Origin of the sequence: Paractinoplanes pyxinae, assembly GCF_026626335.1 — a bacterium.
GTDB lineage: Bacteria > Actinomycetota > Actinomycetes > Mycobacteriales > Micromonosporaceae > Actinoplanes > Actinoplanes pyxinae.
The window spans coordinates 292,069-311,779 of the sequence record NZ_JAPNTZ010000005.1 but is presented as its reverse complement, the minus strand read 5'-3'; the positions used below and the strand labels follow the sequence as shown (position 1 = coordinate 311,779).

Here is a 19,711-nt window from a genome sequence, read left to right as displayed (position 1 = left end):
CGACGTTGCGAGTGGCCCACAGCACGGCCACCCGGCCGACCATGGCGCTGGCCCAAGTGGCATTTGCCCGAGGCGCGACATCGGTGCGGTGGTTGACGGGGAAAGGGCCGCTCCCAGTGTCACACCGTCGATTCTTCGCGTATGGCGGGCTCGGACTGGGGTGCGGGGCGATCGCGGGGGCGCAGTTCGCTGACGATGACGCCGGCCACGATCAGGGCGGCCCCGACGAAGGCCAGCGGCGGCAGCCGGTCGCCGGCGAGACGGCCGAACACGCCGCCCCAGACGGGCTCGCCGGCGTAGATGACGGCGGCCCGGGTGGGGGAGACGGAGTTCTGGGCCCAGTTCATGACCAGCTGGATCACGTAGCTGGCGGCGCCCAGGCCCACGGCGGCGGTCAGCCAGACCCACGAGAACGACGGGACGGACTCGCCCGCCACCGGCATCGCGGCCAGGGACAGGGCGCCGGCCACCAGCAGCTGGACGACGGTGACCCGGCCCAGGTGGACGCGGCCGGCGTAGTGGCCGATGAGCAGGATCTCGGCCGCGATGGCGACGGCGCTGATCAGGGTCAGCACCTCGCCGGTGTTCAGGGTGAGGCCGGTCGCGCCGGGGCCGGCCAGCAGCACCAGCCCGGCGAAGGCCAGTCCGATCCCGGCCAGCGCGGCGAGCCGGGGTGCGCGCCGGAACACGGCCCACTGCAGCAGCGGCACGATCGGCACGTACAGGGCGGTCAGGAAGGCCGACGTGCTGCTGCTCACCGACTGCAGGCCGATGGTCTGCAACCCGTACCCCAGGAAGACCGACACCCCGATGGCCGAGCCCGCGATCAGTTCACGGCGGTTCAGGCCGGACAGGGCGCGGCGGAAGACGAGCACGGCGATCAGGCCGGCGGTCAGGAAGCGGACGCCGACGAAGAACAGCGGGCCGCTGTACCGCACAGCCTCGTGAACGATCAGGAACGTGGCGCCCCACAGCACGGTGATGGCGATGAGGGCTAACTCCTGGCGGCGGATGTGCAACATACTGCACACGCTAGGTGTAGGATTCTGCACATGCAAGGGGATGGTGTGCTGGCCCACGTCGGCGACAACCTGCGGCGGTTCCGTCAGGACAAGGGGATGAGCCAGAGCGCTCTGGCCGTGGCGTCCGGGGTCAGCCGCCGGACGATCATCAACCTCGAGGCGGGCGAGGCCAACATCAGCCTCTCCGGGCTCGACCGCCTGGCCGGCGCGCTCGGGGCGAGCTTCGTCGAGCTGGTCAGCGCGCCCACCGCCTCCACCCGGGCCATCGACGAGCTCGCCTGGCGCGGCCGGCCGGGCAGCGAGGCCGTCCTGCTCGGCAGCGCGCCCGCCCGCCGCGAGGCCCAGCTGTGGTCATGGACGCTGGCCGCCGGCGACCGCTACGACGCCGAGCCCGACCCGGCCGGCTGGCACGAGATGGTCGTCGTCACCGAGGGGCGGCTGCGCATCGAGCGGGCCGAGGGGCCGACGACGCTCGAGGCGGGTGACTACGCCGTCTATTCAAGCGCCCAGAAGTACTCGTACGTGAACGCCGCCGACGAGGTCACGCGATTCGTTCGTACGGTCGTGTCGTAGTCAGGTTCTGCAGTTTCTCAGCCGAGGGAGAGCCGGGGTCGGCCGAGTAGATGATCACCGTCTGGCCGCTGTCCGCCGTGAGGGCCATCGTCTCGTAGTTCACGCGGATCTCGCCCAGAGCCTCATGGAAGAAGCGCTTGACGCCGTGGGTGTGCTCGTGGAGGCGGTAGTCCTCCCAGTGCCGCGCGAAGTCGGGCGACGCCTCGGTGAGGTCGTCCACCAACTGCCGCGAGGTCTCGGTCTTCTCGGCCGCGCGCAGGATCGCCACCATCTGCGCCGCGTGCTTCTCCCACTCGAGGTAGACGACCCGCGCGACGGGGTCGGTGAACATCCACCGGACGAGGTTGCGGGCCGGGCCGAACCGGAAGAGCTCCCGCGCGGCCGCGTTGGTGGCCAGGATCTCGAGCAGCGGGCCGTGCACGATCGCCGGCACGGGCAGGGCGTCGATCATCGACTGGACGGGCAGCCGGACGCGCGACTGCGACTGCGGGTCGCCCCCGCGGGCCGGGCGCACCAATGACCGCAGGTGGCGCCTCTCCTGCTCGTCGAGCCGCAACGCCCGCTCGACCGCGGCGAGCACCTGGTCGGAGACGTTCGTGGCCCGGCCCTGTTCGAGCTTCACGTAGTAGTCGACGCTGACCCCGGCCAGGATCGCCACTTCCTCGCGCCGCAGCCCGGGAACGCGCCGCCCCTCGCACGAAGCCGGCAGGCCCGCCTCTTCGGGGGTGATCGCCGCCCGCCGCGACGCCAGGAACTCGCGCAGGCTGCCACCGGTCATCCCGCCAGTATGGCCGCGCAAGCCGGGCGGCTGAAGGTCCTGGGTGGTACGGCCAGAGCCATGATCACTGGTACCAGCTCGTGCCTACCGCCCGTCCGGCCTCGCTGGTGACATCGAAGGCATGCCACTTCCGCAAACTCCGCCCACCGATGCCGCCTCGCCGTTCGCCTCGATGCGCGGCCACCACGCGGCCATCCGCTACCCCGATTTCGAGGCGGCCCGCGCCTTCTGGGTCGACACCATGGACTGGCGCGTGCTGCAGACCTGGCCCTACGGGAAGCTGACCCTTGCCTACGTCATGCCTCCGAACCAGGACGACTTCCACCTCGAGATCCTGGCCGGGCCGGGGGCCGCACCCCAGACCGTGTACGGCGACGTCGACGCGAGCCTGGCCGCGCCGGGGTTCAACCACGTGTGCCTCTCGGTCGACAGCGTCGACGAGACGCTGGCCGAGCTGCGCCGGCGCAATGTCGACGTGGTGAACCCGCCGTTCGAGATCGACGACATCAGTGCGCGGCTCGCGTTCTTCCGGGACCCGTGGGGCAACATGTTCGAGCTGTCCGAACGGACGGCCTGACCAGCCGCCTGAATCGCCTGATGTCCGTTATATGGTGAACATGTAGACCGCATCCGACCGATTCGCCTGCTGGGGACCGGGCCGCGCGCCGCGGCCCGGCAGGCCGGGGTGCTCCTGATTTTGGCTGGATTCCTGGCGCTGCTCGGAATCCTGAACGATCCCGGCAGCGCCGAACGGTTGTTGCTGGTGGCGGCGTGCGACGCGGTGCTGGCCATCGTGGCTTTGCTGTTGCCGTGGGGGCGGTGGCAGCCGAACGCGCCGGCCTGGCTCGGTCTGCCCTCGTTCGCGGTGCTCGGGCTTTCGACCTGGTCGTTCGGGGGCTCGGCCAGCGGCACCGGGCCCTTCCTGGTGCTGCTGTACGCGTGGGCGGCGCTGCACTTCCCGCGGTGGATCCTGATCGCGTACGCCCTGCCGGCCACCCTGGCCTACCTGGTGCCCCTGATCGTGACCCACCAGGCGCCGCTCGTGCTGGGCAGCGCCTTCATCCTCATGCCGATCGCCGTGGCCGTCGCCTTCCTGATCGAGGCGCAGGCCCGGCATCTGCGCGAGGACCGGGAGCGGCTGGAACGTATCGAACAGTGGCGGGCGGCCATGATGAGCACCCTCGCCCATGACGTGCGCTCGCCGTTGTCCACGGTGCGCATGGTGCTGGAGGAGTTGAAGGGGCAGGCGCCGCCGAACATCGCCCGCATGCTCGACGCGGCGCTGCGGCAGACGGCCCGGGTGACCCGGCTGGCCGAAGGGCTGCTCGACATCCAGCGCATCGACAGTTCGGGCGAGCTCAAGCTGGACCGGCAGCCGTACAACGCGCGCGCACTCGTGCAGGAAATGCTCACTTATGTTCGTGACGGCTCGGATGTGACGGTCGACGTCGACGAGGAACTGACCATCTATGTCGACAAGCAGCGTTTCGAGCAGATCGTGGTCAACCTCGTCACCAACGCCGCCCGGTACGGCCGGCCGCCGATCGTTGTCCGGGTCCGCACCGAGGGGCAGTTCGACCGGCTCGAGGTGCGCGACCACGGCGAGGGCATCCCCGAGGCCCTGCGCTCGCGCCTGTTCAGCCAGTTCGCGGTGGGCAGCGCGGAGGGCGTCGGCCTCGGCCTGTGGATCGTCCGGCAGCTGGCGGCGGCGCACGGCGGGCGGGCGTTCGCCGAGCATCGCGAGCCGGGAGTGGCCATGGTCGTCACCTTCCCGCGGCCGGTGGTCGTCTAGCGGCTCGTCTCGTCCGGCTCATCACGTCGGTGAGAGGTACCGACTGACATGGGGTGATTGACTGTCATCTATACAAGGCTGAGGGCACCATCCCCTCATCCCGGAGGTCGTTCATGAGACGACGCACGACTGTGGCCGCTCTGGCCGTCGCGATGCTGGGCGCCTTCCTCGCCGGGGTGCCGGCCGACGCCGCGCCGACCGTGAGCACCGAGCCCGCCCAGTACGAGATCTACGACGTACGCAATCAAGCGCAACGCAACACGATCGCCCGCACGGGCGTGGCCATCGACAGCGTGGAGCACGCCGTCGTTACGGTCACCGCCACCCCGGCCGAGGTGCGGAAGCTGCAACGCCAGGGCTTCACCGTGCAGCCCCTGCTCAGCACATTCGACTTCCCGCCGTCGGACGCGCCGTATCACAACTACAACGAGCTGATCACCGAGGTGAACCAGGTCGTGGCGGCCAACCCGTCGATCGCGAGCAAGCGGACGATCGGCCGCACGTACGAGGGCCGCGACATCGTGGCCGTGAAGATCTCGGACAACGTCGGCACCGACGAGAACGAGCCCGAGGTCCTGTACGACGCCAACCACCACGCCCGTGAGCATCTGACCGTCGAGATGGCCGTCTATCTGCTGCACCTGTTCACGGACAACTACGCGAGCGACAGCCGCGTCCGGGCCATCGTGAACAGCCGCGAGCTCTGGATCATCCCGTCGGTCAACCCCGACGGCTCCGAGTACGACATCGCGACCGGCAGTTACCGCTCGTGGCGCAAGAACCGGCAGCCCAACAGCGGCTCGTCGAACGTCGGCACCGACCTCAACCGCAACTACGGCTACCGCTGGGGCTGCTGCGGCGGATCGTCGGGCAGCACGTCGTCGGCGACCTACCGCGGGCCGTCGGCCTTCTCGGCGCCCGAGACCCGGGCCGTCCGGGACTTCGTGGCCGGCCGGGTGGTCGGCGGCAAGCAGCAGATCCGGGCCGCCATGGACTTCCACACCTACTCCGAGCTGGTGCTGTGGCCGTTCGGGCACACCACAGCCAACACGACGACCGGGATGACGACCGACGACTACAACACCTTCTCGACGTTCGGCCGCCAGATGGCCGCGACCAACGGGTACACGCCCGAGCAGTCGTCGGATCTCTACATCACCGACGGCGACCTGCTCGACTGGCTGTGGGGCACGCACAAGATCTTCGCCTACACGTTCGAGATGTACCCGCGGTCGGCGTCGGGCGGCGGCTTCTACCCGCCGGCCGGCGTCATCACCCGTGAGACGACCCGCAACCGCGAGGCGGCGCTGCTGCTGGCCGAGGTGGCGGACTGCCCGTACAAGGTGATCGGCAAGCAGTCGACCTACTGCTCGGCCGCCTGACCCGCGCGCAGGAAAGTCAGGTAGCGACGGGACGCGCGGTCGCCCAGGCGGGTCCGGATGCGCTCGGCCACGGCGTCCAGCAGCGGCTCGCGCACCTCGGGCGCGAGCTTGCGATAGATCGACTGTGACCGCATCAGGTCGGCGTATCCGGCCCCGTCGAGCCATTGCACGGTCGGGTACCAGCGCACCACCGGGGGCTGGAAGGGCACGTCACCCCAGTCCTCGGTGGTACGCAGCACCTCTTCCTTGAGCGGCGGGTGCCCCCAGTCGGGGTCGCCGGGAGCGAATTGCTCGTGCAGGTCGGCCGTCTCGGCGTACACGTCGGGCTCGCCGGGGCGCCGCACGACGGCATGTCCGAGCAGGGCCAGCCAGCCGTCGTGCCTGAGCACGGCGTGCGCCTTCGGCCACCCGGCCGCCGGGTCGACCCAGTGCCAGGACGAGGCGGCCACGAGCACGTCGAACTGAGCGTTTCCGGCGCTCCACTGCTCGAAAGTGCTCGTTTCCACGCGTACGTTGTCGCAATCGGCCAGCCGCAAGCGGGCCAGAGCCGCCAGTCGCTCACCGGGTTCGAGGGCGGTCACCGCATAGCCGCGCGCGGCGAGCGAGCGGGTCGCCTGGCCGGTGCCGCAGCCGACCTCCAGCACCGCCGATCCCGCGCGCAGACCGGCGATCGACGCCAGATCGGCGAACAACTCGTCGGGATAGCCGGGCCGGAACCGGTCGTACAGTTCCGGCACCTCGTTGAACACGTGACCGAGATCAGGCATCCGGCCATCCTCGCAGCGCCTCAGTCGAGGCAGAACTCATTTCCCTCAGGGTCGTTCATCACGATGAAGCCGAGGCTCAGCGGGGGAGCGGGCTCGGACCGGCTGACCCGCTTGGCTCCCAGCGCGACCAGGCGGTCGCACTCCTTCTCGAGCGCGGCCATGCGATCGTCACCCTGCAGGCCGGGCGCCGCGCGAACGTCCAGGTGCACGCGGTTCTTGGCCACCTTGTCCTCCGGCACCTGCTGGAAGAAGATGCGCGGGCCCTCGCCGTCCGGGTCCTCGATGGCCGAGGCCTGGTTGCGGGCCGCCTCGGGCACACCCTGCTTCTCGAGGAAGGCGTCCCAGGCGGCCAGCGGATCCTCGCCGGGCGCGAGCGTCACCCCGGGCGGACCGGGATGCACGTACCCCAGAACGTCCCGCCAGAAGGTCGACAGCTGGGCCGGGTCGAGGGCGTCGAAGGTGACTTGGATGTGGCGGCTCATCGGCCGGCTCCTCTCAGATAGAGGTCGCGCAGCAGGCAGACCTCGGACAGATGATGGATCAGCTCACGGTGGATGTGCAGCACCAGCGCGGCCATCGGCAGATCGGGGTGGGGCTCCTTGTCGCCGCACGGTTCGGTCAGGCCCTCCGCGCCGAGCGAGCGCACGCCTTCCAGCCAGAGGCCCAGCTGCTCCTCCAGTTGCTGCCGGGCCTCGTCGGCCGTCGCGGCCCAAACCCATTTCTCGTACGAGACCTCGGGCGCGCCGAAGTGGGCGGCGTTCCGCAACGCGAGCACCCCGACGATGACGTGCCCCAGCCGCCAGGCGATGGTCGTGAACGGGGCCGGCACCGGCTCCGGGTACGCGAAGTCGATGCTCCCCGGCCGGCCCGGGCGCACGGTCCACGCGTCCGGCACCGGCGACCAGAAGTACTCGTCGTCGGTCAGCCCGTCGAGCCGCTTGCTCAGCTGGTTGTCCCAGTGCCAGGTCCACTGCTCGCGCAGCGCCTCGTTCCAGTTGACGTCCATGGGCCCACCCTGGCACGGAACGAGGACAGGATCGGTCCGCTATGTCTGCGAGACTGAGAATCATGGACGAGCGGGGGACGACCGAGCGCGTGCTGGCCCTGCTCGGCCTGCTCCAGCAGCGGCGCGTGTGGACGGGGCCCGAGCTGGCGGACAAGCTCGGCGTCACGACCCGCACGGTCCGGCGCGACGTCGAGCGGCTGCGCGCCCTCGGTTATCCGGTGCACGCGGGGCAGGGGGTTGGCGGCGGCTACCAGCTCGGGCCGGGCCAGGCGTTGCCGCCGCTGCTGCTCGACGACGAGGAGGCGATCGCCACCGCGGTCGCGCTGCTGGCCGGGGCCTCGTCGGGCGATGCCGCGCTGCGCGCTCTGACCAAATTGGACCGGGTGCTGCCGACCCGGCTGCGTCACGAGGTGCGGGCGCTGGCCGGCTCGGTCGAGTCGTTCGGCGGTGACGGCCGGGCGCCCGTCGACTCCGAGGTGCTGATGACGCTGGCCCGGGCCTGCCGGGACGAGGTGGAGGCCGAGTTCGGCTATCGGGACGAGCGGCGCCGGGTGGAACCGTACCGACTGGTCGCCTCCGACCGACGGTGGTACCTGCTGGCGTACGACATGATTCGCGACGACTGGCGCACCTTCCGGGTGGACCGGATGAGCGACGTGAGCGTTCGGACCTGGCGTTTCCGGCCGCGCGAGGCGCCCGACGCTGCCGCGTACGTGCAGGAAAGCATTTCCAGCCGCGTCTACCGCCACCAGGCGCGTTTCCTCGTGCGCGCGCCGTTCGAAACGGTGCGCGCTCAGATCCCGGCGTCGGCCGGGCTCGTGAAGAAAGCCGACGGCGGCAGCGAGGTGGTGAGTGGGGCCGCCAGCCTGGACTTCATCCTCATGCACATGGTCCTGCTCGGGCACGACTTCGAGGTGCTCGAGCCGCCCGGACTGCGCGAGCGCTGCCGCATCCTGGCCGATCGGCTGCGTGCCGCCGGGGCTCAGAAGGGCGGATGATGGGCCGATGACCGATGGCGTTCAGTGGCAGCCCGTCGACGAGGACTGGCAGCGGGGACTGGCGATCGTGGCCCACCCCGACGACTTGGAATTCGGCGCGGCGGCCGCCGTCGCGCGCTGGACCGGGCAAGGCAAAGACATCGTGTACGTGCTGCTGACCAGCGGCGAGGCCGGCATCGACGCCATGGACCCGGACGAGGCGGGCCCGGTGCGCGAGGTCGAGCAGCGGGCGTCGGCCCAGATCGTGGGGGTCAAGCAGGTCGAGTTCCTGGGCCTGCCGGACGGCGTCATCGAGTACGGCGTGACACTGCGGTCCGTGCTGGCCCGGGTGATCCGCGTGCACCGGCCGGAGATTGTGATCACCAACAACTTCCGCGACAGCTGGGACCCGGACGGCACGGCGCTCAACATGGCCGACCACATCGCGACCGGTCAGGCCGTGCTGGACGCGGTGCGGGACGCGGCCAACCGCTGGGTGTTCCGCGACCAGATCGAGGAGAACCTGGAGAAGTGGGGCGGCGTCCGCCAGGTGTGGGCGGCCGGGTCCCCGCGGGCCAAGCACGGCGCCGACACCACGGCCACGTTCGAGCTGGGCGTGCGCTCGCTCGAGGCGCACGCGGCCTACCTGCGCGGGCTCGGCTCGGGCGACTTCGACTCCGAGGAATTCCTCGAGGGCTTCGCCCGCCAGGGCGGCAGCAAGCTGGGCACCAAGTACGCCGCCGGCTTCGAGGTGTTCCGCTTCGACCTCTACTGAGCCGTGTAGGTCAGCTCGACCACGAACCACTCACCCGGGCCGGTCAGCGTCAGCGGGCCGCCCGGGTGGAACGACACGTCGCCGTCGTTCCGCAACGCGGCGACGACGTGCGGAAGGTCGGCCAGGTCGAGCTTGCGCTGGTCGTCGACGGCAACAGTCCACACCTTGACGTGCGGGTGGTCGATCACCGGCAGACGGCCGTCCGGGGTCTGCGGCCCCGGGCGCTCACCCTCGACGCTGCGGTCACCGGCCCCGACATCCACCGGCGACGGCCGGTTCTCGCCGAGGTCTTTGAGCTCGACCAGCCGGTTCTGATAGAACCGGTCGCCGATGTTGGTGAGCCGGTGCACGGGCGACAGCGGCCGATAAACCGACCCGCCGCGATACTCGTTGAGAAAGCGCGGCTCGCTCCCGTCCAGCCAATCCATGCGCGCCTCGGAACCGGCCAAGCTCAGCACGACGTACGGGTTGTGGTGCAGATGCCAGGGGTGGGTCTCACCGGCCCGCAGCGACACGTCCCACACCCGCACGACCGGATTGTCCAGCAGCACCGTCTGCCCGACGTCATCGAGGACAACCGCTTCACCGGCGGGCGAGTGCACGATCTGACCCTTCACGGCCACCACCCCACCATCCGACCCCGTCGATGTCAAAAGGCGATGGCAGGATGCCCGGATGCGGCGCACCCTGATCTGGCTGAGTGGTCTGTTCCTTGTCCTGCTGGTGCTCGAGGCAGCTCTGTTGTGGAGAGCGTCCGCGCGGATCGACGTAGGGGCCGAGTTGGCCAAGGGACTCATGCCTCTGTGCGCCGCGGTGCTCGTCACCGGGATCATCACCTACACGCTCAATCAGCGGAACTTCGAACGGACCCGTGAAGCCGAGAAGATGCGCATCCTGACCGGCGCTTTGCAGGACCTCAAGGCCGGCTTCGAGCGCGCGTCGATCGCCCGGCATCTGCTCGCCGCTCACCCGACCGGCAAGCGATTCGAGGAGCAGATGAGGACGCTCGCTGAGGCGCGCGCCTTGCTGCAGCGGATGCAACGCGAACGCTTCGTGCTGCACGACGACATCGAGCAGCGGGTGGACGAGATGCTGCACTATCTGGCCGACCTCGCCCTGGAGTTCCGGGCACGATATCCCGCGATCATCGCCAGCACGGTGCTGGAAGAAAAGCTGCTGGCGGAGCTGCGGTCCGGTGGCCAGGCCGACATCACCGAAGCACACCTGACCCGTGGGAACCAGTTCCCGTTGCTCGCGGCCTTCGTCGACGACGACGAGTGGAACAGCAGCTCCTTCGTCAGCGACTACGACGGGGTGAAAGCGGTTCTGAAGAGCCGCATCAAAGACCTGGACGTCGCCCGGACCTTCTAGAAGCTCGCGACGATACGGGCAAGGGTGCGGCGGCCGGTTTCGGCCATGGGTGGGTTGGTCTGGTCGTAGTACCAGGGGAGGCCCATGGCCTGAACGAAGGCCCATGCCTGGCCTCGCTGCCACTGCAGGTCGTCGGTGGCCAGGGCGCGGCGCAGCGTCGCCCGCGGACCGTCCTCCAGCAGGTGCCAGGCGGCGACCAACTCGAGGGCGGGGTCGGCCGGGCCGAGACCGCCGACATCCAGGACGCCGGTCAGGCGGCCGTCGGTGACGAGGAGGTTGCCGGGGATCAGGTCGCCGTGAGTCATGAGGTCGGCGTGGTCGCCGCGCGGGAGGTCGCGCAGGTCGGACCAGATGCGGCGAAGGGTCGGCACGTCCAGAAGAGACTCGCTGCGCTCGAAGCACGTCTCCATCCAGTCGTCGTGGTCCTTGAGGTCGCCGCCCCGGCCGCCGCCGCGGAAGGTGCGGCCGCGGGTGTCGATGGCGCGGACGCCGGTGATGAACTCGGCCAGGTCGAGCGCGAAGGCATCGCCCAAGGTTTGCGTGGTGACGACTTCGCCGGGCAGCCATGTCTGGACGGACCACGGTGAGGGGTAACCCGGGCCGGGCTCGCCCAGGGCGACCGGCTTCGGAGTGGCGAAGCGCGTGCGGCCCAGCAGTTCGGCGGCGGCCTCGGCTTCGGAGCGCAGCCACTCATGGGCGCCGGGGCGAAGCTGCAGGGGGAAGCGGGCCGTCAGGTCGTCGCCCAGGCGGAAGATCGCGTTGACCGTGCCCTGCGTGGACAGCGGCCGGACAGCGAGGTGGCGCCACTGCGGGAACTGGTCGTCGATCAGCGTACGGACAGTTGCGGGCGAGATCTCGAGCTGGTCGGCGTGCACGATCGTCCGGCGTCAGAGGTCGTTGCAGGTGTTGCGGACGTCGACGACCAGCTGGTTGACGCGCGTGATGTCGAAGGTGACGACGGCCTGCTGCACCTGCTGGGCCTGGGTGGCCAGGGCGCGGTACTTCTGGTCGCGCTGGCCGGCTGCCTGGGCCAGGGCGATCGCGCCGCCGAGCTGGTACGTGTTCTCCTCGGTGACCGTTTCCTGCTTCCAGTCGTCGGGCACCCGCTCGAAGACGCCGCAGGCGGCCGCGGCGTCCTGGGCCGCGTCGTCGTCCCCGGCGCCGCCGACGAACGAGCTGGCCGCCCACAAGATCCCGACGACGAGAGCGCCGATGACCGCGCCGGCGACGCCCGCGATCAGCCACGGCTTCGCTTTTCCGCGTACGGCGTTCTGGGGCGGCACCTGACCCTCGGCGCTCACCGGCGCCGGCCCTGCAATAAACGGGTCGCCGGGCGCGGGCGCGGCGTCCGGCCCGGGCTGCGCGGCCGGGCGCTGGAAGTTCTCGGGCGAGGGCGGCTGCGGCGTCGTCATGGCCGAAGAATCCCACATCGCCCGGATCCTGATCACTCCGGTGCCGAAATCCGATCCGGGGCCCGGCCGAGCAAATGATCCAGGGCGGCATTGAGCGCCGCCTGTTCCGCGGCGGGCAGCGACAGCGCCAGTTCCTCGTCCAGCTGGGCGGCCACCTCGGTCGCCGAGGCGAGCAGGCGCAGGCCGGTCTCGGTCAGGCGCAGGCTCTGCCGTCGGCGGTCGGCGGGATCGCGTACGCGCTGGATCGCCCCTCGCTCCTCGAGATGGTCGGCCAGCAGCACCACCAGGCTCGGCGCCACCCCCAGCAGCCCGGCCAGTTCCATCTGCGACTCGGCGCCGCGCAGCCGCAGCACGCACAGCAGCGCCACATGCTTCGGCTTCAGGCCGAGGCCGGCCAGCCGGGTCGCGTACAGCGCGTCCTGCGCGACCCCGAGCAGCCCCAGCCGGAACGAGACTGTCCCCATCGGAGTGACCGCATCGGTTGCCATGAGTTCACGATAACCACGGCGAATCATTCAAATCCTGCACGACCGCGCCCGCAGTGAGACGTCGGTTACTCGGGCCGTCGCGGGCGACCCCCGATTGTCACAGCCGGGGAGGAAGCTGAGGGGCACCAGCACGAGAAGGGAAAGACCCATGACTCGTACGACTCCTCTGGGCGCGGTTGTGCGCGGCCTCGTCGCCGGCGCGGTCGGCACCCTCGCCATGGATGCGTTGCTCTACTGGCGCTACAAGCGCGGCGGTGGCAAAGACGGCTTCTTCGACTGGGAGTTCTCTTCCACCGTGCACACGTGGGACGAGGCGCCTGCCCCCGCTCAGGTCGGCCGCCGTCTCTACGAGGGCCTGTTCCAACGCAAGCTCCCCGACAGCCAGGCCGCGCTGGTCAACAACATCACGCACTGGGGTTACGGCATCCTCAACGGCGCCGCCTACGGCGTGCTGGCCGGGTCGCTGCCGAAGCCGCGTGCCGCCTACGGCCCGCCGTTCGGGGCCGGCGTCTGGCTCACCGGCTACGCGGTTCTCCCGCCGGCCGGTCTCTACAAACCCATTTACGAGTACGACCGGGTCACCCTGGCCAAGGATCTCGGTGCGCACCTGGTCTACGGCTCCGCCACCGCCGCCACGTTCGCCGTCCTTCAGAAACGCGACTGACGGCGGTATTCGACCTCCGGCCGCCCCGGCCCGCCGTAGCGCGGGCTCCGCACGACCTGCCCGCTCTCGGCCAGGTGCTCCAGGTAGCGCCGCGCGGTGACCCGGGAGGCGCCCATCCGGGCCGCGACCTCGGCCGCCGACAGCCCGGTGTCGTCCCCGGCGCCGCGCAGCACTCCGAGCACCAGGTCGAGCGTGCCCTGGTCGAGGCCCTTGGGCAGCGAGTCGGGGGAGGCGCCGCGCAGCGCGGCCAGCGCCCGGTCGATCTCGTGCTGCGCCGCGACCGGTTCGACGCCGAGCATCTGCGCGCGATACCGGGCGTAGCCCAGCAACTTCTCGCGGAAGGTGGCGAACGTGAAGGGCTTGAGCAGGTAATGCGTGACGCCCAGCGAAACCGCCGAGCGCACCACGGCCAAGTCGCGGGCCGAGGTCACCACCAGCACGTCGGTGCCGATGCCGGCCGCGCGCAGGGCCCGGGTCAGCTCGAGGCCGTTCATGTCGGGCAGGTTGAGGTCGAGCAGCACCAGGTCGACCGGCGTGGTGCGCAGCGTGGCCATCGCCCGCTGGGCCGTGTGCGCCACGGCCGCCACCTCGAAACCCTCGACCCTTCCCGCGTAGGCGGCATGGGCCTCGGCGATCAGCGGCTCGTCCTCGACCACGAGCACCCGGATGGCCGCCGTCACGGGCGCACCGGCAGCCGTACGGTGATCACCGCGCCCCCACCCGGGCCGGCCGCCACGCCGATGCTGCCGCCGTGCCGGTCCACCACCTGCTTGACCAGGGCCAGACCCAGCCCACGGCCTTCGGCCTTGGTCGACCACCCGCGCCGGAAAGCCTCCTCCGACGACAGCCCGGGCCCGGTGTCGCCCACCCGCACCAGGATCTCGCCGTCCGCGTCGACCACCAGCACGGTCACCTCCCTCGGCGGCTCGGTGCCGGCCACCGCCTCGAGCGCGTTGTCGACCAGGTTGCCGACCACGGTCAGCAGGTCCCGGCTGGGCAGCGGGGCGCTGTCGAGCCGGGAAGTATCGTCCACGATCAGCTGCACGCCGCGCTCGGCGGCCTGGGCCGACTTGCCCAGCAGCAGGGCGGCCAGGGCGGGCTCGCTGAGCGCCCCCACCACCTGGTCGGTCAGCTGCTGGGCCACCTCGAGCTCGGCCGTGGCCAGGCGCACGGCTTCCTCCGTGCGGCCCAGCTCCACCATGGTCAGCACGGTGTGCAGCCGGTTCGCGGCCTCGTGGGCCTGCGCCCGCAGCGCCTCGGTCAGCCCGCGGACGGAATCGAGCTCGCCGGTCAGCGCCCGCAGCTCGGTGTGGTCGCGCAGGGTGAGCACGGTGCCGATCCGCTGCCCCTCCGAGCGGATCTCGCGCTGGTTGGCCACCAGGATGCGGTCACCCGCCAGCACCGGCTCGTCCTCGACGGCCGTCCGCGAGGCGACCAGCGCGCTGATCTCGGGCGGCAGCTCGCCCTCGCCCAGCAACCGGCGGCCCTCGTCGTTGACCAGGGTCACCGTGCCGGACCGGTCGGCCACCACCAGGCCCTCGCGCACCGAGTGGAGCACCGCGTCGTGATACTCGTACATTCTGGTCATCTCGGCCGGGCCGAGGCCGTGCGTCTGGCGGCGCAGGCGACGGCTGAGCAGCCACGACCCGGCCGCCGCGAGCAGCAGGGCCAGCGCCGTCGGGATGGCCACGGCCGGCGTACGGGAAAGAAGCTTCTGATTGATCGCCTCGGTGGTGATGCCGACCGACACGAGGGCGATCACCGCCCCGGCCGCGTCGCGCACCGGCACCACCGTGCGCACCGACTCACCCAGCGTGCCGACGCTCGTCTCGATCACCGTGCCGCCGTCGAGCGCGCCCCGGATGGTGCCGATGAACTTCTGGCCGATCAGCTCGGGCCGGGTGTGCGTGAAGCGGGTGCGGTCGGTCGCCATCACCACGATGAAGTCGGTGCCCGTGGCCTTGCGGACGTCCTCGGTGTACGGCTGCAACACCTGCGACGGGTCGGCGCCGCGCACTGCCGCGATGACCATCGGGTTGTGCGCGACCGCCTGGGCGATGCCCTTGACCTGGTCGATCGCGGCCTGCTCGGCGTCGTCGCGGGCCAGCAGCACCGCCCCGGTGGTGCCGATCGCCACCAGCGCCGTCACGACCAGCACCTGCAGGATGAAGAGCCGGCGGGCGATGCTCCAGCCTTGTGTCATCGGCATGTTTCGGTCTCGGTTCCCGGCGGTGAACGAAGCGGTAAACAGAATGAACTCAATCTCGCCCTCGATATGAGACGCAGGACACAGTCTGCGTCATGGAGACCCAGACCCCCACCCCCACCCCGCGGGTCCGGCGGGACAGAACGCACTACCTCTACCTGGCGGTCATCGTGGCGGTCGTGGCGGGCATCGTGCTCGGCCTCGCGGCTCCGGACGTCGCCAAGGAGCTCAAGCCGATCGGCACCGGCTTCGTCAACCTGATCAAGATGATGATCGCCCCGGTCATCTTCTGCACCATCGTGCTCGGCGTCGGCTCGATCCGTCAGGCGGCCAAGGTCGGCCGCGTCGGCGGGCTGGCCCTCGGCTACTTCCTGATCATGTCGACCGTCGCCCTGGCCATCGGCCTGGTCGTCGGCAACATCATCCACCCCGGCGCCGGGCTGCACCTGGACGCGGCCGCCGCCGCGGCCGGGCAGAAGGCGGTCGGCGACACCGGCGAGGAGGGCCTGGCCGACTTCATCCTCGGCATCATCCCCAACAGCCTGCTGTCCTCGCTGACCGACGGCGAAGTGCTCGAGACGCTGCTCGTGGCGCTGCTGGTCGGCTTCGCGGTGCAGGGCATGGGCCGCCGCGGCGAGCCGGTGCTGCGGGCCATAACCACCATCCAGCGGCTGGTCTTCAAGATCCTCGCCATGATCATGTGGCTGGCCCCGATCGGCGCGTTCGGCGCGATCGCGGCCGTCGTCGGCGAGACCGGCGTGGACGCGCTCAAGAGCCTCGCGCAGATCATGCTCGGCTTCTACGTCACCTGCGCCATCTTCGTCTTCGTGATCCTGGCCGTGATCCTCTGGGCGTTCGCCCGGATGAACATCTTCTCGCTGCTCAAGTACCTCGGCCGCGAGTTCCTGCTGATCCTGTCGACCTCGTCGTCGGAGTCGGCTCTGCCCCGCCTGATCGCCAAGATGGAACACCTGGGCGTCAGCAAGCCGGTCGTCGGCATCACCGTTCCGACCGGCTACTCGTTCAACCTCGACGGCACGGCGATCTATCTGACCATGGCCTCGCTGTTCATCGCCGAGGCGCTGGACCAGCCGCTCAACATCGGCGAGCAGATCTCCCTGCTGGTCTTCATGATCATCGCGTCCAAGGGCGCGGCCGGCATCACCGGGGCCGGCCTGGCCACGCTGGCCGGCGGCCTGCAGAGCCACCGGCCCGAACTGGTCGACGGCGTCGGCCTGATCGTCGGCATCGACCGGTTCATGTCCGAGGCCCGGGCGCTGACCAACTTCGCCGGCAACGCGGTCGCCACCGTGCTGGTCGGCACCTGGACCAACGAGATCGACCGGGACAAGACCCGGGCGGTGCTGTCCGGCGCCGACCCGTTCGACGAGGCCACCATGCTCGACGACTCCGACGACGAAGCCACGCAGGACACGACCCCCGAACCGGCGCCGGCCGGCAAGGCCTAGTTCCGCGGCCCGGCTTCCTCCGACCCAGCGGAGGTGGCCGGGCCGCTCGTTTTCCCCGGGTGAGTAGCATGTCCGGGTGCTGTCCCCGGGAACCATGCTCAACGACCGTTATCGCTTGACCCAGCGGATCGCCGCCGGTGGCATGGGCGAGGTCTGGCGGGGCGAAGACCTCATGCTCCACCGGCCGATCGCCGTCAAGACGATCCTGCCCGCGCTCATGGCCGACCGCGAGTTCCTGCAGCGGTTCCGCACCGAGGCCCGCATGATGGCCGCGCTGCGCCACCCCGGCATCGTCCAGGTCTACGACTACGGCGAGAACGCCCAGGTCGGCGCGAACCGCATCGACTACCTGGTGATGGAGTTCATCGAGGGCATCTCGCTGGCCAAGCGCATCGAGCAGGCGGGCCGGCTGAGCCCGGGCGAGACGATGACGATCGTGGCCCAGGTGGCCGACGCGCTGCAGGTCGCGCACGAGGCGGGCATCGTGCACCGCGACGTCAAACCGGCCAACCTTCTGGTACGGCGTAACGGCGCCATCGTGCTCGTCGACTTCGGGGTCGCCCGCTCCGCCGCCGGGGCCGGGCTCACCGGCACGAATGTCGTGCTCGGCTCGGTCAACTACATGGCCCCCGAGCAGGCCGAGGCCAAGCCGATCGGCCCGCAGACCGACGTGTACGCCCTGGGCGCCGTGGCCTACTGCTGCCTCACCGGCCGTCCGCCGTACGTCGGGGACAACCCGCTGCAGGTGATGTCCCAGCTGGTGTACGGCGATCTGCCCACCCTGCCGCCCGACGTGCCGCCGGCGGTGGCCGCGCTGGTGCTGCGGGCCCTGGCCAAGGAGCCGTCGCAGCGGTTCTCGAGCGCGGCCGAGATGGCGACGCTGGCCCGCTCGCCCGGCCGTCCGCCCAACACGCAGGCGACCCGCTTCCAGGGGCCGACGAACACCCAGGCCACCCGCCCGTACGGGCAACCCGGGCCGGCCACGTCGGGCCGCATGCCGGCCCCGCCCGTGCCGCCGCGCGGCTACCAGAACACCGGATCGGCCCGGCCGGTGTCGTCGGGCGGCTACCCCGTTGCCCCCGGCGGCCACCCCGCTTCCCCCGGCGGCCACCCCGCTTCCCCCGGCGGCTACCCCGCTTCTTCCGGCGGCTACCAGGCCGGTCGCGCCTCGGCCGGGGTGCCTCCGCAGAACACCTACGGCGGTCAGTCCGGGCGGTTTGCGGCTGCCGGCGCGGCTGACCTCGACCGTGGCGCCGGCTCTTCCTCCGAGGGCTCCCGCAAGCGCCCGCGCAACATCGTGCTGGCCTCGGCCATCGCCGCGGTGGTGGTCGGCGTGGGCGGCATCGGGGTGGCCTTCGCCATGTCCGACGGCGGCGGCGAGGACCCGTCGGCCGGCGGCGCGATCGTCGACACCAGCAGCCCCACGGCCAAGCCGTCCAAGACCCGCAAGCCGACCTCGAAGCCGCGCACCCAGGAGCCGGCCCCCGACCCCACCGAGACGACCGAGTCGCCCGACCCCGAGCCCAGCGAGATCGAGAACACGCTCGAGCCGGAACGCCTCTGCGGCGACGACTTCCAGGTGCTCGACCAGGGCAAGGTGCGCGGCGACGACGGCGAGGAGGTGGGCCAGGTCTACCTGCTCTCGCTGAACGAGGGCGAGCAGGTCTGCACGGTCACCCTGCGTTCGACCAGCGACGGCAAGAAGATCAACATGTCGGCCTACCTGGAGATCGACGGGCAGCCGCGGGCCAACGACCGGCGCAAGGACGAGTTCTACGCCGGCGGGGTGCAGGCCGGCCCGGTGGCCGACGGGGCGTGCGTCAAGTGGGGCGGCGTCATCGCCGGCGCCGAGTACGACGGCCGCTACTGCGCCGACTGAGCCCATGGACTGGATCACGCCCGTCGGGAGCGGGGTGGTGGCGGTGGCCGGCCTGATCTTCGGGTGGGCCACGACCGTCCGCAGCCAGCGCCAGACCGCCGAACTGGCCCGCGAGAACAACCGGCATGCGCAGGCCCTGGCCGAGCTGGCCGGCGAGCACGGGCGACGCCTGGAGGAGCTGCGGCACACTCAATCCGGGAGCGACCGACGGGACCGCCGGCTCGAGGACTCGTACGTGGAAATCGCCACGACGGTCGTGCGGGTCAGCGCCGGCGGGGACAGCGACGACGATCTGGTGCGGGCCCGCGTGCTGGTCGGCCTGTTCGCCGAGCCACCCGTCCGCGAGGCGTTCGAGGCCTGGCTCGACCGCCACGAGAAGCTGCGGTACGCGCTGACCAAGCAGTCCGAGGCCGGCGACGAACCCACCGAGAGCACCCGAGACCTGCACAGCCCGCGCGACATGTGGCGCCGCCAGGCCACCGACGCCCGCCTCAAAGAGGTCGACGCCCGCGAACGCCTGATGACCGCGATGGCGTCCCACCTGAGCCGAGCCTGATGAGCAATTCGCGCGTCGCCCGGATCCACACGACCGACGACCCCCAGGCCGCCCTCCGCCTGGCCCGGCAGCTGGTGGCCTGGTCGGACGACAGGTGCAGCTGCTCGCGCCACGTCCAGGTCGACGTCGAGACGACCACTCACGAGCTCGGACGCTACTTGGACCTGGGCGCCGGCGTGGTAGCGGTCGACCGCCCGGCCGGCCGCCTGCCGGAAGTGGTGTCACACCTGTTTCCCGACGGGAACCACAGTGCTTTCCTCGACCTGGTGCCCCAGGTGGTGACCACCTTGCGGCAGCTACCCGACCTGGCAGTCCGGGTTTCCACGACGGACCGGCCGGTGGACAGCGGCGTGGAGGACATCGCAGTGGCCGCGGCCGGGGAGGATCCGGTGTCGATCAGCTGGATGATCTGCTGGCCGATGGACCACAGCCTGGCCGGCTTCGAGCTCGGCCTCAACGGCGCCGACACCTGGTTCGAGGAGAACCGGCCCGGCCACAGCATCTTCGTCCACTCCAGCTGGGCCGAGGTGCTGCCCCAGGTCGCCGACGCCGTCGGCTGCCGCGTCCTGGGCGAGCCGGGCTGGGGCTGGTGAG

General features: G+C 70.7%; 22 protein-coding genes and 1 pseudogene. 12 read left to right on the top strand and 11 right to left on the bottom strand.

Features of this window, described 5'->3' with window-relative positions; translation table 11 throughout:
- Positions 1-119: 119 nt before the first annotated feature.
- Entirely contained in the window at positions 120-1,022 is a 903-nt protein-coding gene (locus OWR29_RS15785; RefSeq protein ID WP_267563579.1) for a DMT family transporter, read from the bottom strand.
- 30 nt (positions 1,023-1,052) lie between these two features.
- Here OWR29_RS15785 and OWR29_RS15780 point away from each other — a divergent pair, with 30 nt between their 5' ends.
- Positions 1,053-1,595 (top strand): helix-turn-helix domain-containing protein, encoded by a 543-nt coding sequence (locus OWR29_RS15780; protein WP_267563578.1) that lies wholly within the window; start codon positions 1,053-1,055, stop codon positions 1,593-1,595.
- Here OWR29_RS15780 and OWR29_RS15775 read toward each other — a convergent pair.
- Positions 1,564-2,373, bottom strand: coding sequence for a helix-turn-helix transcriptional regulator (locus OWR29_RS15775; RefSeq protein ID WP_267563577.1), 810 nt, complete (start codon positions 2,371-2,373; stop codon positions 1,564-1,566). The genes OWR29_RS15780 and OWR29_RS15775 overlap by 32 nt on opposite strands.
- A 121-nt stretch (positions 2,374-2,494) precedes the next feature.
- Between OWR29_RS15775 and OWR29_RS15770 the strand changes: the two genes are divergently transcribed.
- From OWR29_RS15770 to OWR29_RS15760, 3 genes and pseudogenes are all read left to right on the top strand, one after another.
- Positions 2,495-2,950: a VOC family protein gene (locus tag OWR29_RS15770; protein ID WP_267563576.1), complete on the top strand. Its 456-nt coding sequence runs from the start codon at positions 2,495-2,497 to the stop codon at positions 2,948-2,950.
- A gap of 108 nt (positions 2,951-3,058) precedes the next feature.
- Entirely contained in the window at positions 3,059-4,165 is a 1,107-nt protein-coding gene (locus OWR29_RS15765; RefSeq protein ID WP_267563575.1) for a sensor histidine kinase, read from the top strand.
- A 113-nt stretch (positions 4,166-4,278) separates the two neighbouring features.
- A pseudogene (locus OWR29_RS15760) lies at positions 4,279-5,535 on the top strand (M14 family metallopeptidase); the annotation flags it as partial.
- On the opposite strand, the gene OWR29_RS15755 reads toward OWR29_RS15760, so the two are convergent.
- From OWR29_RS15755 to OWR29_RS15745, 3 genes are read right to left on the bottom strand one after another with little or no spacing between them, the layout of a single operon-like run.
- Entirely contained in the window at positions 5,529-6,314 is a 786-nt protein-coding gene (locus OWR29_RS15755; RefSeq protein ID WP_267563574.1) for a class I SAM-dependent methyltransferase, read from the bottom strand. The pseudogene OWR29_RS15760 and the gene OWR29_RS15755 sit on opposite strands and share 7 nt — an antisense overlap.
- A gap of 20 nt (positions 6,315-6,334) precedes the next feature.
- Entirely contained in the window at positions 6,335-6,796 is a 462-nt protein-coding gene (locus OWR29_RS15750; RefSeq protein ID WP_267563573.1) for a VOC family protein, read from the bottom strand.
- Positions 6,793-7,320 carry a DinB family protein gene (locus OWR29_RS15745; RefSeq protein ID WP_267563572.1) on the bottom strand — a complete coding sequence of 176 codons (528 nt, stop codon included), beginning with the start codon at positions 7,318-7,320 and terminating at the stop codon, positions 6,793-6,795. Before OWR29_RS15745 ends, OWR29_RS15750 begins: the two co-directional genes overlap by 4 nt.
- A 62-nt stretch (positions 7,321-7,382) precedes the next feature.
- Between OWR29_RS15745 and OWR29_RS15740 the strand changes: the two genes are divergently transcribed.
- Both OWR29_RS15740 and OWR29_RS15735 read left to right on the top strand, forming a co-directional pair.
- Complete coding sequence (locus OWR29_RS15740) at positions 7,383-8,318, top strand: helix-turn-helix transcriptional regulator (protein ID WP_267563571.1); 936 nt, start codon at positions 7,383-7,385, stop codon at positions 8,316-8,318.
- Between the two features lie 7 nt (positions 8,319-8,325).
- Entirely contained in the window at positions 8,326-9,072 is a 747-nt protein-coding gene (locus tag OWR29_RS15735; RefSeq protein ID WP_267563570.1) for a PIG-L deacetylase family protein, read from the top strand.
- Here the strand turns inward: OWR29_RS15735 and OWR29_RS15730 are convergent.
- On the bottom strand, positions 9,066-9,689 hold the full coding sequence (locus OWR29_RS15730; RefSeq protein WP_267563569.1) for a cupin domain-containing protein: 624 nt from the start codon (positions 9,687-9,689) through the stop codon (positions 9,066-9,068). The genes OWR29_RS15735 and OWR29_RS15730 overlap by 7 nt on opposite strands.
- Before the next feature lie 58 nt (positions 9,690-9,747).
- Between OWR29_RS15730 and OWR29_RS15725 the strand changes: the two genes are divergently transcribed.
- Positions 9,748-10,443 (top strand): hypothetical protein, encoded by a 696-nt coding sequence (locus OWR29_RS15725; protein ID WP_267563568.1) that lies wholly within the window; start codon positions 9,748-9,750, stop codon positions 10,441-10,443.
- On the opposite strand, the gene OWR29_RS15720 is transcribed toward OWR29_RS15725, so the two are convergent.
- Genes OWR29_RS15720 through OWR29_RS15710 form a run of 3 tightly spaced genes read right to left on the bottom strand, consistent with a single transcriptional unit; the run spans position 10,440 to position 12,343 of the window.
- The gene (locus OWR29_RS15720; RefSeq protein ID WP_267563567.1) at positions 10,440-11,318 is read right to left on the bottom strand and encodes an aminoglycoside phosphotransferase family protein; all 879 of its coding nucleotides are present in this window, start codon (positions 11,316-11,318) and stop codon (positions 10,440-10,442) included. The genes OWR29_RS15725 and OWR29_RS15720 overlap by 4 nt on opposite strands.
- A gap of 12 nt (positions 11,319-11,330) precedes the next feature.
- Positions 11,331-11,855: a hypothetical protein gene (locus tag OWR29_RS15715; RefSeq protein WP_267563566.1), complete on the bottom strand. Its 525-nt coding sequence runs from the start codon at positions 11,853-11,855 to the stop codon at positions 11,331-11,333.
- 32 nt (positions 11,856-11,887) lie between these two features.
- The gene (locus OWR29_RS15710; protein WP_267563565.1) at positions 11,888-12,343 is read right to left on the bottom strand and encodes a MarR family winged helix-turn-helix transcriptional regulator; all 456 of its coding nucleotides are present in this window, start codon (positions 12,341-12,343) and stop codon (positions 11,888-11,890) included.
- Between the two features lie 148 nt (positions 12,344-12,491).
- Between OWR29_RS15710 and OWR29_RS15705 the strand changes: the two genes are divergently transcribed.
- A complete protein-coding gene (locus OWR29_RS15705; RefSeq protein WP_267563563.1) occupies positions 12,492-13,007 on the top strand; it encodes a hypothetical protein in 516 nt (171 codons plus the stop codon).
- Here the strand turns inward: OWR29_RS15705 and OWR29_RS15700 are convergent.
- On the bottom strand, positions 12,992-13,687 hold the full coding sequence (locus OWR29_RS15700; RefSeq protein ID WP_267563562.1) for a response regulator: 696 nt from the start codon (positions 13,685-13,687) through the stop codon (positions 12,992-12,994). The genes OWR29_RS15705 and OWR29_RS15700 overlap by 16 nt on opposite strands.
- Complete coding sequence (locus OWR29_RS15695; protein WP_267563561.1) at positions 13,684-15,216, bottom strand: sensor histidine kinase; 1,533 nt, start codon at positions 15,214-15,216, stop codon at positions 13,684-13,686. Before OWR29_RS15695 ends, OWR29_RS15700 begins: the two co-directional genes overlap by 4 nt.
- Positions 15,217-15,308: 92 nt before the next feature.
- Between OWR29_RS15695 and OWR29_RS15690 the strand changes: the two genes are divergently transcribed.
- The 4 genes from OWR29_RS15690 to OWR29_RS15675 all read left to right on the top strand — a co-directional run bounded on the left by OWR29_RS15690 (position 15,309) and on the right by OWR29_RS15675 (position 19,710).
- Positions 15,309-16,682, top strand: a complete 1,374-nt coding sequence (locus OWR29_RS15690; protein ID WP_267563560.1) for a cation:dicarboxylate symporter family transporter — start codon at positions 15,309-15,311, stop codon at positions 16,680-16,682.
- Between the two features lie 76 nt (positions 16,683-16,758).
- Positions 16,759-18,561 carry a serine/threonine-protein kinase gene (locus tag OWR29_RS15685; protein ID WP_267563559.1) on the top strand — a complete coding sequence of 601 codons (1,803 nt, stop codon included), beginning with the start codon at positions 16,759-16,761 and terminating at the stop codon, positions 18,559-18,561.
- 4 nt (positions 18,562-18,565) lie between these two features.
- Positions 18,566-19,117, top strand: a complete 552-nt coding sequence (locus OWR29_RS15680; protein ID WP_267563558.1) for a hypothetical protein — start codon at positions 18,566-18,568, stop codon at positions 19,115-19,117.
- Positions 19,117-19,710 carry a hypothetical protein gene (locus OWR29_RS15675; RefSeq protein ID WP_267563557.1) on the top strand — a complete coding sequence of 198 codons (594 nt, stop codon included), beginning with the start codon at positions 19,117-19,119 and terminating at the stop codon, positions 19,708-19,710. Before OWR29_RS15680 ends, OWR29_RS15675 begins: the two co-directional genes overlap by 1 nt.
- Position 19,711: the final 1 nt, after the last annotated feature.

What these genes read in the sequence shown, in the direction of transcription:
- OWR29_RS15675 (WP_267563557.1), top strand. Translation starts at nt 19,117, where the DNA reads ATGAGCAATTCGCGCGTCGCCCGGATCCACACGACCGACGACCCCCAG.
- OWR29_RS15735 (WP_267563570.1), top strand. Translation starts at nt 8,326, where the DNA reads ATGACCGATGGCGTTCAGTGGCAGCCCGTCGACGAGGACTGGCAGCGG.
- OWR29_RS15680 (WP_267563558.1), top strand. Translation starts at nt 18,566, where the DNA reads ATGGACTGGATCACGCCCGTCGGGAGCGGGGTGGTGGCGGTGGCCGGC.
- OWR29_RS15715 (WP_267563566.1), bottom strand. Translation starts at nt 11,855, where the DNA reads ATGACGACGCCGCAGCCGCCCTCGCCCGAGAACTTCCAGCGCCCGGCC.
- OWR29_RS15770 (WP_267563576.1), top strand. Translation starts at nt 2,495, where the DNA reads ATGCCACTTCCGCAAACTCCGCCCACCGATGCCGCCTCGCCGTTCGCC.
- OWR29_RS15785 (WP_267563579.1), bottom strand. Translation starts at nt 1,022, where the DNA reads ATGTTGCACATCCGCCGCCAGGAGTTAGCCCTCATCGCCATCACCGTG.
- OWR29_RS15745 (WP_267563572.1), bottom strand. Translation starts at nt 7,320, where the DNA reads ATGGACGTCAACTGGAACGAGGCGCTGCGCGAGCAGTGGACCTGGCAC.
- OWR29_RS15755 (WP_267563574.1), bottom strand. Translation starts at nt 6,314, where the DNA reads ATGCCTGATCTCGGTCACGTGTTCAACGAGGTGCCGGAACTGTACGAC.
- OWR29_RS15705 (WP_267563563.1), top strand. Translation starts at nt 12,492, where the DNA reads ATGACTCGTACGACTCCTCTGGGCGCGGTTGTGCGCGGCCTCGTCGCC.
- OWR29_RS15710 (WP_267563565.1), bottom strand. Translation starts at nt 12,343, where the DNA reads ATGGCAACCGATGCGGTCACTCCGATGGGGACAGTCTCGTTCCGGCTG.
- OWR29_RS15725 (WP_267563568.1), top strand. Translation starts at nt 9,748, where the DNA reads ATGCGGCGCACCCTGATCTGGCTGAGTGGTCTGTTCCTTGTCCTGCTG.
- OWR29_RS15750 (WP_267563573.1), bottom strand. Translation starts at nt 6,796, where the DNA reads ATGAGCCGCCACATCCAAGTCACCTTCGACGCCCTCGACCCGGCCCAG.
- OWR29_RS15775 (WP_267563577.1), bottom strand. Translation starts at nt 2,373, where the DNA reads ATGACCGGTGGCAGCCTGCGCGAGTTCCTGGCGTCGCGGCGGGCGGCG.
- OWR29_RS15695 (WP_267563561.1), bottom strand. Translation starts at nt 15,216, where the DNA reads ATGCCGATGACACAAGGCTGGAGCATCGCCCGCCGGCTCTTCATCCTG.
- OWR29_RS15740 (WP_267563571.1), top strand. Translation starts at nt 7,383, where the DNA reads ATGGACGAGCGGGGGACGACCGAGCGCGTGCTGGCCCTGCTCGGCCTG.
- OWR29_RS15780 (WP_267563578.1), top strand. Translation starts at nt 1,053, where the DNA reads ATGCAAGGGGATGGTGTGCTGGCCCACGTCGGCGACAACCTGCGGCGG.
- OWR29_RS15690 (WP_267563560.1), top strand. Translation starts at nt 15,309, where the DNA reads ATGGAGACCCAGACCCCCACCCCCACCCCGCGGGTCCGGCGGGACAGA.